Below are 15,981 nucleotides of genomic sequence, written 5' to 3'. Positions count from 1 at the left end.
CGGTCATGAGTACCCAGGCCTCCCCCGCCACCCCCGTCCTCGCCGCCACCGGTCTGTTCTTCGCGTGGCCGGACGGCGACGTGGTGCTCGGCGGCCCGGACTTCGGCGGCGTCGACGTCACGCTGCCGGCCGGCCACACCGCGCTGGTGGGCGCCAACGGCGCGGGCAAGACCACTCTCCTGGAGATTCTGGCCGGTCTGCGGGCCCCCACCGGCGGATCTGTGCGCCGCCCCGACAACGTCGCCCTGGTACGCCAGGCGTCAGCCCGCCCCGGCGCGGGCACCGTCGCCGACGGGCTCGGCATCTCCGGGGTGCTCGCGGCGCTGCATCGCATCGAGCACGGCAGTGTGGACCCGGACGACTACGACGCCGTGGGCGACGACTGGGATCTGCAGGCCCGCGCCGTCGCCCGGCTCGATCGCCTCGGGCTGCCCGCCGAGGTCGACCGCCCGCTCGACCAGCTCTCGGGTGGGCAGTACCGCACCCTGGCACTGGCCCGGGCACTGCTGACCGATCCGGACGTGCTGCTCCTGGACGAGCCGACCAACGACCTCGACGCCGCCTCCCGCCGCCTGCTGCACCGCACGCTGGACGACTTCGCCGGCCCGATTCTCCTCGTCAGCCACGATCTGGAACTCCTCGACCGCGTCGGACACACCCTGGAACTGCGCGACGGCGCCGTCCGGTCGTTCGGCGGCAACTACACCCACTATCGCGAGGTGCTCGAGGCCGAGCAGCGGGCGCACGCCGAGCAGACGGCGACCGCCGCCGCCCAGGTGCGCCGCGAGCAGCGGCAGTTCGACGACGCCCAGACCGCGCTGGCCCGTCGCCGCCGCACCGCGCACAAGGCACAGGTGGAGAAGCGGGTGCCGCCCATCGTCGCCGGACTGCGCGCCTCCAAAGCTCAGGTCTCGGCCGGGAAATTGGAACGCGGACAGCGTGATTCGGTGGTGGCGGCCCGCGCCGAGCTCGACGATCTCCGACAGCGCCGCCGCAATCCGACGGCTCCCCCGCTACGCCTTCGGGCGCCGGAGGTGGGCAGTGCAACGCAGATCATCGTCGACGAGCGGCTGCCGATCACCGGTGCCGAACGAGTCGCGCTGACGGGACCGAACGGGGCGGGAAAATCCCGGCTGCTGGCCGCGCTCATCGCCGCCCCGGACGCCATCGTCGTCCCGTACGCCTTTGTGCCGCAGGTGATCTCACTCGGCGACGAGACGCGCACCGTCGCCCAGGCGGCCGCTGCGGCCGCGCCGGGCGCCGACCCGGAGCAGGTGCACGCCCACCTGGCGAGGTTCGGTTTCACCGGGGACTCCTCGCAGCGGGTGCTGGCCGACCTGTCCGGGGGCGAGCGTCTGCGCGCCGGATTGGCGCTGCCGCTGCTGGCGACCGGCGAGCCGATGTTGCTGATCCTGGACGAGCCGACCAACAACCTGGACATCGCCACCGTCGAGAGTCTGCTCACCGCGCTCACCGACTGGACCGGTGCCCTCCTGGTGGTCTCGCACGACACCGGTTTCCTCGAGCGGCTGGGATTGACCCGCACCGTCATCGTCGAGGATCCACGTCACGGTTCGGCCGCCGTTTCATAACCTCACCCGCCCCACCCGTCGCTTCTTGTCATAATCGGCACTCTGTGGACCGTGGGGAAGCGGCCCACAGGTGACGCAGATCCCGGCCGGCTCACTCCAGGCGCTCGGCCGCTTCCATCCACTCGAGCTCGGCGGCCTCCTTGTCGGCGATCACCTGCTGCAGTTCGGCATTGAGATCGGCGAGCCGGTCGGCGTCGACCGCCGCCTCCACCATCGCCGCGTGCAACTGCTTCTCCCGCTTGCCCAGCTTCTCCATCTGCCGTTCGGCGCGCCCCAGCGCCTTGCGTGCCGCCTGGTGCTCGGCCGGAGTCAACGGTGAACCCTGCTGTACCGAACCCTGCTGCGCCGAACCCTGTTGGGCGGCAGCCGGTTTCGGTACAGCCGGAGCAGCCTTGCGCGCCGGAGCCTTCGCCTCGGTGGCGCGCCGCTCCAGGTACTGGTCGATGCCCCGCGGCAGGTTGGTCAGCTTCCCGTCGCCGAACAGCGCCCACGTGCTGTCGCAGATGCGCTCGATCAGGTAGCGGTCGTGACTGATCACCACCAGCGTCCCCGCCCACGAGTCGAGCAGGTCCTCCAGCTGTTGCAGGGTGTCGATGTCCAGGTCGTTGGTCGGCTCGTCCAGCAGCAGCACGTTCGGCTCGGCCATCAGCACACGCGTGAACTGCAGGCGTCGCCGCTCACCGCCGGACAGGTCGCCGATCGGGGTGCGCTGGCGGGCCGGCGAGAAGCCGAGCCGTTCGGCCAGCTGACTCGCCGACAGCTCCTTGTCCCCCAGCATCACGTGGCCGGCGACCTCCTCGACGGCGTCGAGCACGCGCATGCTCTCGTCCAGGTCGTCGAGTTCCTGGCGCAGCCAGCCCAGCGCCACCGTCTTGCCGACGATGCGGCGGCCCGGTTCCACCGGGACCTCCCCGGCCAGGGCACGCAGAAGCGTCGTCTTGCCGGAGCCGTTGACCCCCACCAGACCGATGCGCTCACCCGGCGCGAGCCGCCAGGTGGTGTCCTCCAGCAGCACGCGGCCCGGCGTGCCGTCGGCCGCCTCCGGCGCTGACACGCGGGCGTCCTCGAGCTCGATCGCGACCCGTCCGAGTCGCCGTTTGGCGAAGGCCGACAGGGTCACGCTGTCCCGCGGCGGCGGCACGTCGGAGATCAGCTTCTCGGCGGCTTCCACGCGGTACTTGGGCTTGGAGGTGCGGGCGGGCGGACCGCGGCGCAGCCACGCCAGCTCCTTGCGGGCCAGGTTCCGGCGCCGCTCCTCGGCGGCATCGGCCAGGCGACTGCGTTCGGCCCGGGCGTACACCCAGTCGTTGTAGCCGCCCTCGTACTCGTCCACCCGTCCCGAGTGCACCTCCCAGGTGCGGTCGGCGACGGTGTCGAGGAACCAGCGGTCGTGGGTCACCACGACCAGCGCGCTGCGCCGCGACCGCAGGTGGTCGGCCAGCCAGTGCACGCCTTCGATGTCGAGATGGTTGGTGGGCTCGTCGAGGATCAGCAGATCCGCGTCGGTGATGAGCGCCGCGGCCAGGGCCACACGCCGCCGCTGCCCACCGGAGAGCGCGGAAACGTCGCGGTCGAGCAGGGCGTCCACGCCGAGGCCGTTCAGAATGCCGCGCACCCGCGCGTCCGAGGCCCATTCGTGTTCGGCGACGTCCTCCCCCAGCACCACATCGGCCACCGGGGCGCCGGCCGGCAGCTCACCGCGCTGGGTCACCGTCACCACCTCGATGCCGCCCACCCGGGTCACCCGGCCGGTGTCGGGCTCGGCGATCCCGGCCAGCAACTCGAGCAGCGTGGTCTTGCCGCCGCCGTTGAGGCCGACGACGCCGATGCGCTCCCCCTCGTGCACGCCGACGCTCACCTCGTCGAGGAGCGGTTTGATGCCGAAGCTCTTGCTCACCCGCTCGGCGATCACCAGCGACGTGTTGGTGCCCGCACCGGTTCTGGGCGGTGCCATGTCTCTCCGTTCGTTCGGGTCAGTGCATCGGGGTCAGTCGCGCGCCGGGCACGGGACCGTGCGCGGTCCGCACCGCCTTGGCCACGCCCAGTCCGGACAGTTCGGCGGCCACCGCGATCGACGCGTCCTCGTCGTGGCAGAGGAACACGCAGGTGGGTCCGGAACCGGACACGATCCCCGCCAGCGCACCGGCTTCTTTACCGGCTCGCAGCGTACGCCGCAGCAGCGGCTGCAGCGACAGCGCGGCCGGTTGCAAGTCGTTGTGCAGCAACGGCGCCACCGCGTGCACGTCACCGGAGGCCAGCGCCACCATCAGCTCGTCGGGCCGCTGCGGCGGCGGCACCGCCTCCCCGCGCCCGGCGCGCAGCCGATCCAGTTCCTGGTACACCGCCGGCGTCGACAGGCCGCCCTTGGCCACCACGATCACCCAGTGCAGTTCCCCGCGGTGGAGCATCGGCAGCAGCTTCTCGCCGCGATTGGTGCCCAGCGCCGCGCCGCCGAGCAGCGCGAACGGGACGTCGCTGCCCAGGGTCGCCGCGATCTCCATCAGCGCTTCGCGCTCGATGTCCAGTCGCCACAACCTGGCGGCCGCCAGCAGCGCCCCGGCCGCGTCGGCCGAGCCCCCGGCCATGCCGCCGGCGACCGGGATCTGCTTGGCGATCTCGATGGCCACGTTGGCATCCGGCAACCCGGCGTACTCGGCGAGGGCGAAGACGGCGCGGGCCGCCAGATTGCTCCGGTCGGCGGGCACGTCGCGCCGGCCGTCACCGGTGACCGTGACCGACAGATAGTCGTCGGCGCGCACGGTCACGTCGTCGTACAGCGACAGCGCGCAGAAGACGGTGCTCAGCTCGTGGTAGCCGTCCTCGCGCAGCGGGCCGACGCCGAGGTGCAGGTTGATCTTGGCCGGGACGCGGGCCGACGCGCCGCCCATCATCGGGCAGCTCCGGCCACGGCGGCCAGCCGCACGTAGTCGTCCACGCCGAGGCGTTCCCCGCGCACTCCCGGATCGATGCCCGCCTCGCGCAGCAGTTCCTCCGCGCGCGGCGCCGACCCGGCCCACGTGGCCAGCGCCGAACGCATGGTCTTGCGGCGCTGCGCGAATGCGGCGTCGATCACGCTGAAGGTCGCGGCCCGGTGCTCGGGGTCGGTGCCGTACGGGTCACGCCGGTCGATCCGTACCAGCCCGGACTCGATCTTGGGTTCGGGCCAGAACACATTGCGGCCGATGGCACCCGAACGCTTCACGTCGCCGAAGTACCGCGCCTTGACGCTGGGCACCCCGTAGGTGCGGCTGCCCGGGCCGGCGGCCAGCCGGTCGGCGACCTCGGCTTGCACCATCACCAGCGCGGTGTTCAGCGTCGGGAAGTGCGCCATCAGGTGCAGCAGCACCGGCACGGCGACGTTGTAGGGCAGGTTCGCGACCAGCGCGGTGGGGGCGACCGGCAGATCCGCGGGGAGCACCGTCATCGCGTCGGCGGTCACCACGTCGAAGTCGGCGGCCCGCTCCGGCGCGAACTCGGCGATGGTCTGCGGCAGCCGCCCGGCCAGCACCGGATCGATCTCGACGGCGACGACGCGCCCGGCGGTCGCCAGCAGCGCCAGGGTCAGCGACCCCAGGCCCGGCCCCACTTCAAGGACCACGTCGTCGGGTCCCACCCCCGAGGTGGCGACGATGCGCCGCACGGTGTTCGGGTCGTGCACGAAGTTCTGGCCGAGCTGTTTGGTCGGGCGCACCCCGAGCTCGGCGGCCAGGCCGCGGATCTCGGTGGGACCCAGCAGCCGAACACCGGACGAATCAGTCATCCGGTCATTGTCCCCGGTCGGTCAAGCCGGCCGGAGAGCGGGCGAACGCTCAGCGCAGTCCGAGCTTGGAGGTGCATGTCGGCCACGCGCCCCAGCCCTGTGCGGCCTGGGTCTTCTTGCCGATGGCGATCTGCTCTTCGCGGGTGGCCAGATCGGCGCGCGGCGCGTACTCGGTACCGCCCCAGCGCTCCCAGGTGCTCTGGTTGAACTGCAGGCCGCCGTAGTAGCCGTTGCCGGTGTTGATGGCCCAGTTGCCGGTGGCCTCGCACTGCGCGAGGGCGTCCCAGACGCCGTTCTCCACGTGCGGCGCGCCCGGCTTGGTGCCGATCCGGACGGTGGCCGGCTTCGGCTCGACGAGGATCTTCTCCTCGAGCTTCTCGCGCTTGGTCACCTTGCCGTTCACCTTGGTGACCTTGTAGGTGACCGTGGCTTTGCCCGGGGTGCCCTTCTTCTCGACCACCTTGCGGTCGCGGACCAGGGTCGGGTCTTCCTTCTTGACCTCCGGCGGCGCCACCTTCTCGTCCACCGTGACCTTCTCGTCCCGGATGCGGGTGACCTTGATCTTCATGTCCTTGCTGACCGGGGTGCTCGCGGCCGGGACCACCTTGTCGGTGTCGGCCAGCGGGTTGCCGGTGCGCTCGAAGAGCTCCCCGACGGTCTTCGCGGCGACGACGGTGCGCTCGGTCTTGCCGCCGTCGGTCACCACGACCGGCTTGGGCAGAGTCACGTCCACATCGGCGCCCTCCACGGGCACCGGCTGATCCAGCGAGGTGGAGACGGCGGCAGCGGTCAGGCCGCGCTCTGCCAGAATCTCCCCGATGTTGTTCTTGTGGGTCTGGACCACCTGGACTTCGCCGTCGAGTTTGAGCTCGACCTTCTTGAGACGATCGATGGAGACCACCTGACCGTCCTTCGGGGAGCTGGACAGGTCGACGTTCACCTGGTCGCCCTCGGCGGGCTCGATGCCGTTCTCGGCGAGCACCCGCTCCACCGAGAAGGCCATGGTGGAGACCTGCTGTTGCTGACCGTCGACGGCCAGCGTCAGTTCCTTGTGCATGACGACGCCGGTGACACCACCGGCGGCTACGGTCGCGAGAAGGGCGCCGGTCGCGAGACGGGCGCCCATGGAGTTGGTCGCGTTGATGCGCTTGAACACTGACAAAAGAACTACCTGCTTACCACTCAGCCCCGTCATTCAGGCGGCGGGGTCACAGTACGGTAACGAACCGATGGTCGTTACCGCAACGGGAGCCCGTACGCACGCCGGGCGTTCGCACCGAGGACGGCGGCCATCCGTTCGGGGGACACCCCGCGGACCTCGGCCAATCCGCGCGCCGTGTACGGCAGGCAATAGGACTGATTGGGCTGGCCACGGTAGGGATGCGGCGTCAAAAAGGGCGCATCTGTCTCAACCAGGACTTGATCCTCGGGGGTCAGCGCGGCCGCCTCGCGTAGCTCCGCGGCATTGACGAACGTCACAGTTCCCGAGAAGCTCAGCAGATAGCCACGCGCTATGCATTCGCGCGCCATCTCGATGTCGCCGGAGAAGCAGTGCAGGATCACCGTCTCCGGGGCGCCCTCGGCGGCGAGCACGTCCAGGATGTCGCGATCGGCGTCGCGATTGTGGATCATCAGCGGCTTCCCGCTGCGCTTGGCCAGGTCGATGTGCCAGGCGAAGGCGTCCTTCTGCGTGACCGGATCGGCGCAGCTCTCCGAGTGCACGGTCCAGTAGTAGTCCAGACCGGTCTCCCCCACGGCCACCACCCGGTCGTCGTCGACCATCTCGTTCAACTCGGCCCGCGCCGCCTCGTCGAGGTCGGCAGCGTGCGTGGGATGCAGTCCCACGGCCGCGAACGCGCGATCATCCCAGTGCGCGGCCTGCACGGCCCAGCGCGCATCCACCATGTCGTCGGCGACGGTGACCACCTGCTCCACCCCGACCCGCTCGGCGTGATCGAGGATCTCCGTCACCGATTCGGCGGTGCGGCCGCCGCAGGCCGCGAGATGGGTGTGCGCGTCCACCAGCCCACGAGTGTGCTCCGGGTCCGGCGGCGGCTCGCGCCGCTTCCGCTTGCGGATCTGTTTGGCCGAAAGCTCCTTGGCGTCCCCGCTCACAGATTCCCCGCTCACAGATCTACCGTCCCCTCGATCACCGTGGTGCACAGTCCGCCGACCCAGATCGCCTCGCCGTCATCGTGGATCCGGACGCGCCCGGTGCGGCCCAGCACGGTGCCTTGCGCGGCGACGTACTCGCTCGGCGCCAGTTCGGCACCGCGGAGCCAGACCGCCAGTCCCGCGTTCAGGCTGCCGGTGATCGGATCCTCGGGCACGCCCATCCCGGGCACGAAGGCGCGGACCTCGTAGTCGGGTCCACCCTCGGAGCGCCACGGCCCGATCAGCCCGACGAAGTCGTCCGGGCCCAGCGCCGCCATGTCCGGTTCCACGTCGAGCACCCGCTGCCCGTCGGTCAGCAGCAGTCCCAGCCAGGGCGGCCCGTTGCTGACCCAGTGCGCGTCCACGACGTCGCTGCGGCGCAGCCCCATGGCCGCGCGTACGCGTTCGAGCGTCTCCTCGTCGGCGGGTCCGCTCCGGGTCAGCGGCGGCGCGGCGAAGGCCAGACGACCGGGACCGTCGTCGCCCTGCCGAACGGTCACCAGGCCGATGCCGCACTCCTGGACGAGGTCGGCCTCGCCACGCGTACGGCCGGCCAGCCAGGCGTGCGCCGACCCCAGCGTCGGGTGGCCGGCGAACGGCAGTTCCCCGCCGGGGGTGAAGATCCGCAGCCGGTAGTCCGCCGCCGGATCGGTCGGCGGCAACACGAAGGTGGTCTCCGACAGGTTGGTCCAGCGCGCGAACCGCGCCATGTCCTCATCGGTCAGGCCCTCGGCCTCCAGGACCACCGCCACCGGGTTCCCGGTCGCCGGGCCCGCCCCGAAAACGTCCACCTGGAGAAATCGCCGCACCGTCACGCCAGCAAGGATAGGGCAGGGCGGGTAGCGTTTCGATCGTGCTCGGATTGCCTGCTCAGATCACCGTCGCCCTCTTCGACCTCGACGGTGTCCTCACCACGACCGCCACCCTGCATATGGGCGCCTGGCGGGACGCCTTCGACGGCTTCCTGACCGCTCGCGGTGAGGCCGGGTCGCGCCCCGGCGAGAACCTGGAGCCGTTCAGCGACCAGGACTACCTCGACCACGTCGACGGCCGCCCCCGGCTCGACGGGGTGCGCGCCTTCCTGGCCTCCCGGAACATCGCCGCCGACGACGCGACCGTGGAGAAGATCGCCGACTCGAAGAACGCGCAGTTCGTCGCCACCCTGGAGCGCGACGGGGTGACGCCGTACCCGGGTTCGGTGCGCTACCTGGAGGCCGCCCGCGAGGCCGGTCTGCGCATCGCGGTGGTCACCTCCAGCAAGAACGGTGCGGCCGTGCTCGAAGCCGCCGGCCTGAGCCCGTTCATCGAACACCGGGTGGACGGCAACACCATCGTCACCGAGAACTTGCGGGGCAAGCCGGCACCCGACTCCTACCTGCGCGGGGCCGAGTTGATGGGGGTGGGTCCCGAGCATGCGGCCGTGTTCGAGGACGCCATCTCCGGGGTGCAGGCGGGGGCCGCCGGACAGTTCGGATACGTTGTCGGGATCGACCGCGTCGGCGGTCGACAGGCCGAGGCGATGACCGAGGCCGGCGCCAGTGTTGTCGTCACCGATCTCGATGTCCTTCTGTCCGCGTAGAAGATCACGCTAGGAATCCACCATGGCCGAGACCCACGGCGAACTGACGCACACCACGCACGGCGACACGGCGAGCCACACCGACCCGACCAACGTCCCCCACCACGGGATCCATCCCGTGCACGGCTTCGACGTCAACCCCTGGCAGTTGTGCTGGCGCGGGATGGACATCGACATGATCGGCCGCACCGAGACGCTGTTCGCGCTGTCCAACGGCCACATCGGCCTGCGCGGCACCTTCGAGGAGGGTGAGCCGGTCGAACAGCCGGGCACCTACCTGAACGGCTTCTACGAGCTGCGCGACCTGCCGTACGCCGAGAGCGGCTACGGCTACCCCGAGGCCGGACAGACCGTGGTGAACGTGACCGACGGCAAGGTGATCCGCCTGCTGGTGGAGGACGAGCCGATGGACCTGCGGTACGGCCGCACCGTCGATCACGAGCGCGTCCTGGACTTCCGCGTCGGCACGCTGCGCCGCAGCACCCTGTGGACCTCCCCCACCGGCCGCACCGTCCGGATCAAGAGCGAACGCCTGGTGAGCTTCACCAAGCGCACCATCGTGGCCACCCGTTACGAGGTGGAACCGATCGGCGAGGACATGAAGCTGGTTCTGCAGTCGGATCTGTTGACCAACGAGCCGGTGCCGCTGCCCGGCAACGATCCGCGGCTGGCCGCCGCTCTGGACAACCCCCTGGTGTCCGCGCTGGCCGACTGCGAGGGCAGCAGCGCGGTGCTGGTGCACCACACCAAGCGGTCCGGCCTGACCGTCGCCACCGCGATGGACCACGAGCTGGACCTGCCCGGCAACGCCGAGACCACCATCCGGGCCGACGGCGACCTGGCCCGCATGACCGTCGCCGCCACCGTCCCGCAGGGCAGCAAACTGGTGCTGACCAAATACGTCGCCTACGGATGGTCCGCCCGGCGCAGCGTGCCCGCACTGCGCTCGCAGGTGGAGGCCGCCCTGGCGATGGCCGGCGAGACCGGTTGGGACGCACTGAAAGCCGAGCAGGCCGAGTACCTCGACGAGTTCTGGCGCGACGCCGACATCGAGATCGACGGCGACCCGGAGCTGCAGCAGGCGATCCGGTTCTCGCTGTTCCACGTGCTGCAGGCCGGTGCCCGCGGGCAGACCCGGTCGATTCCGGCCAAGGGCCTCACCGGCCCGGGCTACGACGGCCACACCTTCTGGGACACCGAGAGCTTCGTGCTGCCGATGCTCACCTACACCGTTCCGGCCGCCGCGGGCGAAGAGCTGCGCTGGCGGCACGCCACCCTCGACAAGGCCAAGGCGCGGGCCGCCGAACTCGCGCAGGAGGGCGCGATGTTCCCGTGGCGGACCATCGACGGCGACGAGTGTTCGGGCTATTGGCCGGCAGGCACCGCCGGGGTGCACGTCTCGGCGGACATCGCCAACGCCACCGGCCGCTATCTGCGCGCCACCAACGACGAGGCCTTCGAGGTGGAGTGCGGCGTGGAGCTGCTGGTGGAGGTGGCCCGCTTCTTCGCCGGCTTCGGCCACCACGACGTCGACGGCAACTTCCGTATCGACGGCGTCACCGGCCCCGACGAGTACACGGCGATCATCAACAACAACGTCTTCACCAATCTCGCTGCGCAGCAAGCACTCCGGGACGCCGTGACGGTGGTGCACCGCCAGCCCGCGGTGGCCCGGGAACTCGGCGTCACCGACGAAGAGGTGGAGCATTGGACCTCGTGCGCCGACCACATGTCCATCCCGTACGACTCGGCGGCCGGCGTTCACCAGCAGTGCGAGGCCTTCACTCTGCTGGACGAGTGGGACTTCGAGTCGTCCCGGGACCGCTATCCGCTGCTGCTGAACTACCCGTACTTCGACCTGTACCGCAAGCAAGTCGTGAAGCAGGCCGACCTCGTCTTCGCCAGCTACCTGTTCGGCGACAGCTTCACCCTCGACGAGAAGCGCGCGATCTTCGACTACTACTACCCGATCACCGTCCGGGACTCGTCGCTGTCGGCCTGCTGCGAGGCGGTCGCGGCGGCCGAGGTGGGCTACCTCGACCTGGCCTACGACCTGATGTGCGAATCGGTGTTCACCGACCTGCACGACCTCCACAACAACGTCTCCTCCGGCCTGCACATCGCGGCGCTGGCCGGCGCGTGGACCGACTGCGTGGCCGGCTTCGGCGGCATGCGCGACTTCGGCGGCAACATCACCTTCGCACCGCACCTCCCGTCGCGCCTGAACTACATGTCCTTCCGCATGGTGGTGCGCGAGTCGCGCATCGTCGTCGCGATCGACAAGGAGCAGGCCACCTACCGGCTGCTCGACGGCCCGCCGATCGAGCTGGCTCACTACGGCGAGAACTTCACCCTCAGCGACACGCCGGTGACCAAGCCCATCCCGGAGCCGACCGCCGGAGAGCCGCCGACGGCCCCGGTCGCCTGCGAGCCCTACCGCCGGGAGTGAACGGGCCGGGCCGGTAGTCTGCTAACCACTATGCGTCCTGCCTTCTACATCACCACGGCCATCGCCTACCCGAACGGCGCGCCACACATCGGGCACGCCTACGAGTACATCTCCGCCGACACCCTGGCCCGCTTCAAGCGCCTCGACGGATACGACGTCCGGTTCCTGACCGGCACCGACGAGCACGGCCAGAAGATGCAGCAGACCGCCGAGAGCGAGGGCGTGGCCACCGGCGAACTGGCGCGCCGGAACTCCGACCGTTTCCAGGCGCTCCAGGATCGTCTCGGCTCGAGCTTCGACCGGTTCATCCGCACCACCGACGACGACCATCACCGTGCCTCGCAAGAGATCTGGCGGCGCATGGTCGCCAACGGCGACATCTACCTGGACTCGTACTCGGGCTGGTACGACGTGCGCGACGAGACCTTCGTCAACGCGGACGACACCGGCGTCGACGAGAACGGCGACCGCATCGCCACCGAGAACGGTCACGTGCTCACCTGGACCGAGGAGCAGACCTACTTCTTCCGGCTGTCGGCCTACCAGGACAAGCTGCTCGAGCTCTACCGCACCGAACCCGACTTCCTCGGGCCGGATGTGCGCCGCAACGAGGTCGCCAGCTTCGTCGCCGGCGGCCTCAAGGACCTGTCGGTCTCGCGCACCACCTTCGACTGGGGCGTTCCGGTGCCCGGCGACGACGACCACGTGATGTACGTCTGGGTGGACGCGCTCACCAACTACCTCACCGGCGCCGGCTTCCCCGACGATCCGGAGACCTTCGGCCGCTTCTGGCCGGCCGACCTGCACGTGATCGGCAAGGACATCATCCGGTTCCACTGCGTGTACTGGCCGGCGTTCCTGATGAGCGCCGGGATCGAGCTGCCCAAGCGGGTCTTCGCCCACGGCTTCCTGTTCAACGACGGCCAGAAGATGAGCAAGTCGATCGGCAACGTGATCGATCCGGATGCGCTGATCGACGAGTTCGGCGTCGACCCGGTGCGCTACTTCTTCCTGCGCGAGGTGTCGTACGGGCAGGACGGCTCGTACTCGGCCCCGGCGATCGTCGCCCGCACCAACGCCGACCTGGCCAACGAGTACGGCAACCTGGCCCAGCGCACGCTGAGCATGATCGGCAAGTACTTCGACGGGGCGATCCCGGACCCGGGCGAGTTCACCGCCGCCGACCGCGAACTGCTCGATGCGGCGGGCACCCTGCTGGGTACCGTCCGCCGGCACTTCGACACCCAGGCCATTCACCTCGGTCTGGAGGCGCTGTGGTCGACGCTGGCGGCCACCAACCGGTACATCTCGTCGCAGGAGCCGTGGAAGCTGGCCAAGACCGACCTCGAGCGGACGGCCACGGTGCTGTACGTCTGCGCCGAGGTGGTCCGCATCGTCACCCTGCTGGCGCAGCCGGTGATGCCGGCCTCGACCGGCCGCATCCTGGATCTGCTGGCGGTGGGCGACGACGACCGCGACTTCGCCGCCATCGAGCGGCGTCTGCTGCCCGGCACCCCGCTGCCCAAGCCGGTGCCGGTCTTTCCGCGCATCGAGCTCGCAGAAGCGGAATGATCGCGGCGGCATGAGTCCGGCGGCGCTCGACCTCTTCCGGGCGCTGGCCGCCCGCGCGCAGGCCGACGGCCGCCCCGGACCGGCCGCACTGGTCGGTGACTGGTGGGGTGCCGACGCGGTGATCGCCCCGTCGCTGGCGGTGCGTGCCGGGCTGCGCCCGCCGGACCGGCCGGACCGCTTCTGGCTGGGCTACCTGGGCTTCGACGTCCGCGGCGACGACGGGCCGCTGCCGGAGACGGCCGGCGGCCTCACCGACGGGGTGCTGATCCTGCGGTCGGGCCGGTGGTCGTGGGTCGACGTCGCCGGTGCCGCCTGCCCGGACTGGGTCGCCGGGGTGCTGTCGTCGCTGCGGCCCGGACCGGACCCGCGCGACGCCCGCCGGACCTGGTCGGTCGCCTGGACCCCGCCGGAGCGGGAACCGCATCTGGCCGCGGTGGCCGCCTGCCGGGAGGCGATCGCCGCGGGCGAGGTGTACCAGGCCTGTATCTGCACCCGCTTCACCGGCACGCTGCACGGGCGCGCGGCCGACTACTTCGCCGACCTGGCGGCCGCCACCAAGCCGGCCAAGGCCGCCTTTCTGGGCGGCGAGTGGGGTTCGGTGGTGAGCCTGTCCCCCGAGTCGTTCCTCTCCCGGCGTCACGGCACGGTCACCTCGTCGCCGATCAAGGGCACCGTCCCCCTCGACGTCGATCCCCTGGTGCTGGCCGAGTCCGGCAAGGACATCGCCGAGAACGTGATGATCGTCGACCTGGTCCGCAACGACCTCGGCCGCGTCGCGGTGACCGGGTCGGTCCGGGTCCCCGAACTGCTCACCGTGGTCGGGGCGCCCGGGGTCTGGCATCTGGTGTCCACCGTGGCCGCCGACCTGCCTGACGCGGTCGGCAACCACTGCCTACTCGAAGCCACCTTCCCGCCCGCCTCGGTCACCGGCACCCCGAAGATCCGTGCGGCGGAACTGATCTCGCAGTGGGAGCAGTTCCCGCGCGGCGTCTACTGCGGCGCGGTCGGCCTCGCCGGCCCCAGCGGCCTCCTCGACCTGAACGTCGCCATCCGCACCGTGCAGATCACCCCGGGCGGCCAGACCACCCTCGGCGTGGGCGGCGGCATCACCTACGACTCGGTCCCCGAAGCCGAGTGGCAGGAGTGCCTCGACAAAGCCGCCGCCATCGTCTCCCGCACCACCTCCCCCGAGCTGCCCCTCGTCTGAGCCCGCCCCCGCCGTCTGAGCCGGTCCACCCCCGCCGTCTGAGCCGGTCCCCGCCCCCGCCGTCTGAGCCGGTCCCCGCCCCCGCCGTCTGAGCCGGTCCTGAACGAAGTGAAGGACCGTGTCGAAGACAACGGCGGCGAAGACAAAGGCGTCCCCGGCTGTGGACAACGCCGTTGCTCCATCCGCGGCAGCTGCCGACACTGACTTCATGAACGGCTACGTGTACATCCTCCGCTGCGGCGACGACAGCTACTACGTCGGGAGCACACGCGACATCGAGCACCGGATGGACCAGCATCTCGCTGGAAAGGGCGCATCGTACACGTCCAGGCGCATGCCCGTCGAACTCGTCTTCAGCAAGGAATGTGAGTCGGTCAGCGAAGCGTGGGCGATCGAACGAAGGCTGCACGGGTGGTCGCGCGCGAAGAAGGAGGCCCTCATCGCCGGCCGCTTCGACCTTCTTCCCGAACTGTCGCGCCGTCGTGGGCGCCGCGGAAGGGCGTGAACCCGCCGCACCCATCCGCCGGCTGAGCCGGGGCGACGAAGGAGACCCGCGTCGAAGCCAGCCCGACGGCAAGCCTTCGACACGCCGCCTCACTACGTTCGGCACCGGCTCAGGCAACAACAAGCCCGCCGGCTGAGCCGGGTGACCGGCTCAGGCAACAAACAACCGCCGGCTGAGCCGGGGCGACGAAGGAGCCCCTAGTCGAAGCCACAACGACACAAAGCCTTCGACACGGCCCCTCACTACGTTCGGCACCGGCTCAGGCGGCGGAGGGTGAGACCGGCTCAGGCGGCGGAGGGTGGGAGGGGTCAGGGGCGGCGGGAGGCCAGGACGGCTTCGTAGATCTCCCGGCGGCTGAACGAGGTGCCGGCGGCGACCTGCGCGCAGGCGTCCTTCAACCGGGTTCCGGCATCGGCGAGTTCGGCGGCCTGCGCCACCACCGAGTCCAGGTCGGCGTCGTCGTCGATCTCCGACGCCCCGGCCACGACGACGGTGATCTCACCCTTCACCCCGTCGGCGGCCCAGTCGGCCAGCTCACGCAGGCCGCCGCGGCGCACTTCCTCGTAGGTCTTGGTCAGCTCCCGGCAGACGGCCGCGGGACGCTCGTCGCCCAGCACCGTGGCCGCATCCGACAGGGTCTGCGCCAGCCGGTGCGGGGATTCGAAGAAGACGACGGTGCGCGGCTCGGTCCGCAGCGACGCCAGCCAGTCGTGGCGGGCGCCGGGTTTGCGCGGGGCGAAGCCGTCGAAGCAGAAGCGTTCCGACGGCAGCGCCGACAGTGCGAGCGCCGTGGTCACCGCCGACGGGCCCGGCAGGCACGTCACCTTCAATCCCGCCGCAGCACAGGCGGCCACCAACCGGAAACCCGGATCGCTGACCGACGGCATGCCGGCGTCGGTGATCAGCAGGACGGTGGACCCGTCCGCGATGGCCTCCACCAGCTGCGGGGCGCGCTGGGCTTCCACGTGGTCGTAGTAGCTGACCAGCCGGCCCCCGATGGTCACCTCGAGCGCGGCGGCCAGGCCGCGGGCGCGCCGGGTGTCTTCGGCGGCCACGATATCCGCGGAGGCCAGGGCTTCGCGCAGGCGAGGCGAGGCGTCGCCGGGCTGCCCCATCGGCGTCCCCGCCAACACCAGTGCTCCAGTCACCCCGTCAACGTACCT

General features: G+C 70.6%; 13 protein-coding genes. 6 read left to right on the top strand and 7 right to left on the bottom strand.

What is annotated here, in order from left to right; all coding sequences use genetic code 11:
- Positions 1-5 precede the first annotated feature (5 nt).
- Positions 6-1,592 (top strand): ABC-F family ATP-binding cassette domain-containing protein, encoded by a 1,587-nt coding sequence (locus ABD732_RS16720; protein WP_344785621.1) that lies wholly within the window; start codon positions 6-8, stop codon positions 1,590-1,592.
- A 91-nt stretch (positions 1,593-1,683) separates the two neighbouring features.
- Here ABD732_RS16720 and ABD732_RS16715 read toward each other — a convergent pair whose 3' ends face one another.
- The 6 genes from ABD732_RS16715 to ABD732_RS16690 all read right to left on the bottom strand — a co-directional run bounded on the left by ABD732_RS16715 (position 1,684) and on the right by ABD732_RS16690 (position 8,321).
- Positions 1,684-3,546 carry an ABC-F family ATP-binding cassette domain-containing protein gene (locus ABD732_RS16715; protein WP_344785620.1) on the bottom strand — a complete coding sequence of 621 codons (1,863 nt, stop codon included), beginning with the start codon at positions 3,544-3,546 and terminating at the stop codon, positions 1,684-1,686.
- Between the two features lie 19 nt (positions 3,547-3,565).
- Entirely contained in the window at positions 3,566-4,483 is a 918-nt protein-coding gene (locus ABD732_RS16710; RefSeq protein ID WP_344785619.1) for a 4-(cytidine 5'-diphospho)-2-C-methyl-D-erythritol kinase, read from the bottom strand.
- Positions 4,480-5,352 carry a 16S rRNA (adenine(1518)-N(6)/adenine(1519)-N(6))-dimethyltransferase RsmA gene (rsmA, locus tag ABD732_RS16705; protein ID WP_344785618.1) on the bottom strand — a complete coding sequence of 291 codons (873 nt, stop codon included), beginning with the start codon at positions 5,350-5,352 and terminating at the stop codon, positions 4,480-4,482. Before rsmA ends, ABD732_RS16710 begins: the two co-directional genes overlap by 4 nt.
- A 49-nt stretch (positions 5,353-5,401) precedes the next feature.
- Complete coding sequence (locus ABD732_RS16700) at positions 5,402-6,514, bottom strand: resuscitation-promoting factor (protein WP_344785617.1); 1,113 nt, start codon at positions 6,512-6,514, stop codon at positions 5,402-5,404.
- A gap of 74 nt (positions 6,515-6,588) precedes the next feature.
- Complete coding sequence (locus ABD732_RS16695) at positions 6,589-7,482, bottom strand: TatD family hydrolase (RefSeq protein ID WP_344785616.1); 894 nt, start codon at positions 7,480-7,482, stop codon at positions 6,589-6,591.
- Positions 7,479-8,321 carry a PhzF family phenazine biosynthesis protein gene (locus tag ABD732_RS16690; protein WP_344785615.1) on the bottom strand — a complete coding sequence of 281 codons (843 nt, stop codon included), beginning with the start codon at positions 8,319-8,321 and terminating at the stop codon, positions 7,479-7,481. Before ABD732_RS16690 ends, ABD732_RS16695 begins: the two co-directional genes overlap by 4 nt.
- Before the next feature lie 38 nt (positions 8,322-8,359).
- Between ABD732_RS16690 and ABD732_RS16685 the strand changes: the two genes are divergently transcribed.
- The 5 genes from ABD732_RS16685 (at position 8,360) to ABD732_RS16665 (ending at position 14,818) form a co-directional block, all read left to right on the top strand.
- Positions 8,360-9,085, top strand: a complete 726-nt coding sequence (locus ABD732_RS16685; RefSeq protein ID WP_344785614.1) for an HAD family hydrolase — start codon at positions 8,360-8,362, stop codon at positions 9,083-9,085.
- A gap of 163 nt (positions 9,086-9,248) precedes the next feature.
- Positions 9,249-11,534 (top strand): glycoside hydrolase family 65 protein, encoded by a 2,286-nt coding sequence (locus ABD732_RS16680; RefSeq protein WP_344785686.1) that lies wholly within the window; start codon positions 9,249-9,251, stop codon positions 11,532-11,534.
- 30 nt (positions 11,535-11,564) lie between these two features.
- Positions 11,565-13,106, top strand: a complete 1,542-nt coding sequence (gene metG / locus ABD732_RS16675) for a methionine--tRNA ligase (protein ID WP_344785613.1) — start codon at positions 11,565-11,567, stop codon at positions 13,104-13,106.
- A 10-nt stretch (positions 13,107-13,116) separates the two neighbouring features.
- Entirely contained in the window at positions 13,117-14,313 is a 1,197-nt protein-coding gene (locus tag ABD732_RS16670) for an aminodeoxychorismate synthase component I (RefSeq protein ID WP_344785612.1), read from the top strand.
- 208 nt (positions 14,314-14,521) lie between these two features.
- Positions 14,522-14,818, top strand: a complete 297-nt coding sequence (locus ABD732_RS16665; protein WP_344785611.1) for a GIY-YIG nuclease family protein — start codon at positions 14,522-14,524, stop codon at positions 14,816-14,818.
- Positions 14,819-15,126: 308 nt separating this feature from the next.
- Here ABD732_RS16665 and rsmI read toward each other — a convergent pair whose 3' ends face one another.
- Positions 15,127-15,966 (bottom strand): 16S rRNA (cytidine(1402)-2'-O)-methyltransferase, encoded by an 840-nt coding sequence (gene rsmI, locus ABD732_RS16660; protein ID WP_344785610.1) that lies wholly within the window; start codon positions 15,964-15,966, stop codon positions 15,127-15,129.
- Between the last annotated feature and the right edge of the window lie 15 nt (positions 15,967-15,981).

Source organism: Gordonia caeni, assembly GCF_039537105.1.
GTDB lineage: Bacteria > Actinomycetota > Actinomycetes > Mycobacteriales > Mycobacteriaceae > Gordonia > Gordonia caeni.
Note: the sequence above shows the minus strand (reverse complement) of the source record. Positions and strands in the feature narration are given on the sequence as shown.

What these genes read in the sequence shown, in the direction of transcription:
- ABD732_RS16710 (WP_344785619.1), bottom strand. Translation starts at nt 4,483, where the DNA reads ATGATGGGCGGCGCGTCGGCCCGCGTCCCGGCCAAGATCAACCTGCAC.
- ABD732_RS16720 (WP_344785621.1), top strand. Translation starts at nt 6, where the DNA reads ATGAGTACCCAGGCCTCCCCCGCCACCCCCGTCCTCGCCGCCACCGGT.
- ABD732_RS16715 (WP_344785620.1), bottom strand. Translation starts at nt 3,546, where the DNA reads ATGGCACCGCCCAGAACCGGTGCGGGCACCAACACGTCGCTGGTGATC.
- rsmA (WP_344785618.1), bottom strand. Translation starts at nt 5,352, where the DNA reads ATGACTGATTCGTCCGGTGTTCGGCTGCTGGGTCCCACCGAGATCCGC.
- ABD732_RS16665 (WP_344785611.1), top strand. Translation starts at nt 14,522, where the DNA reads ATGAACGGCTACGTGTACATCCTCCGCTGCGGCGACGACAGCTACTAC.
- ABD732_RS16680 (WP_344785686.1), top strand. Translation starts at nt 9,249, where the DNA reads ATGGACATCGACATGATCGGCCGCACCGAGACGCTGTTCGCGCTGTCC.
- metG (WP_344785613.1), top strand. Translation starts at nt 11,565, where the DNA reads ATGCGTCCTGCCTTCTACATCACCACGGCCATCGCCTACCCGAACGGC.
- ABD732_RS16670 (WP_344785612.1), top strand. Translation starts at nt 13,117, where the DNA reads ATGAGTCCGGCGGCGCTCGACCTCTTCCGGGCGCTGGCCGCCCGCGCG.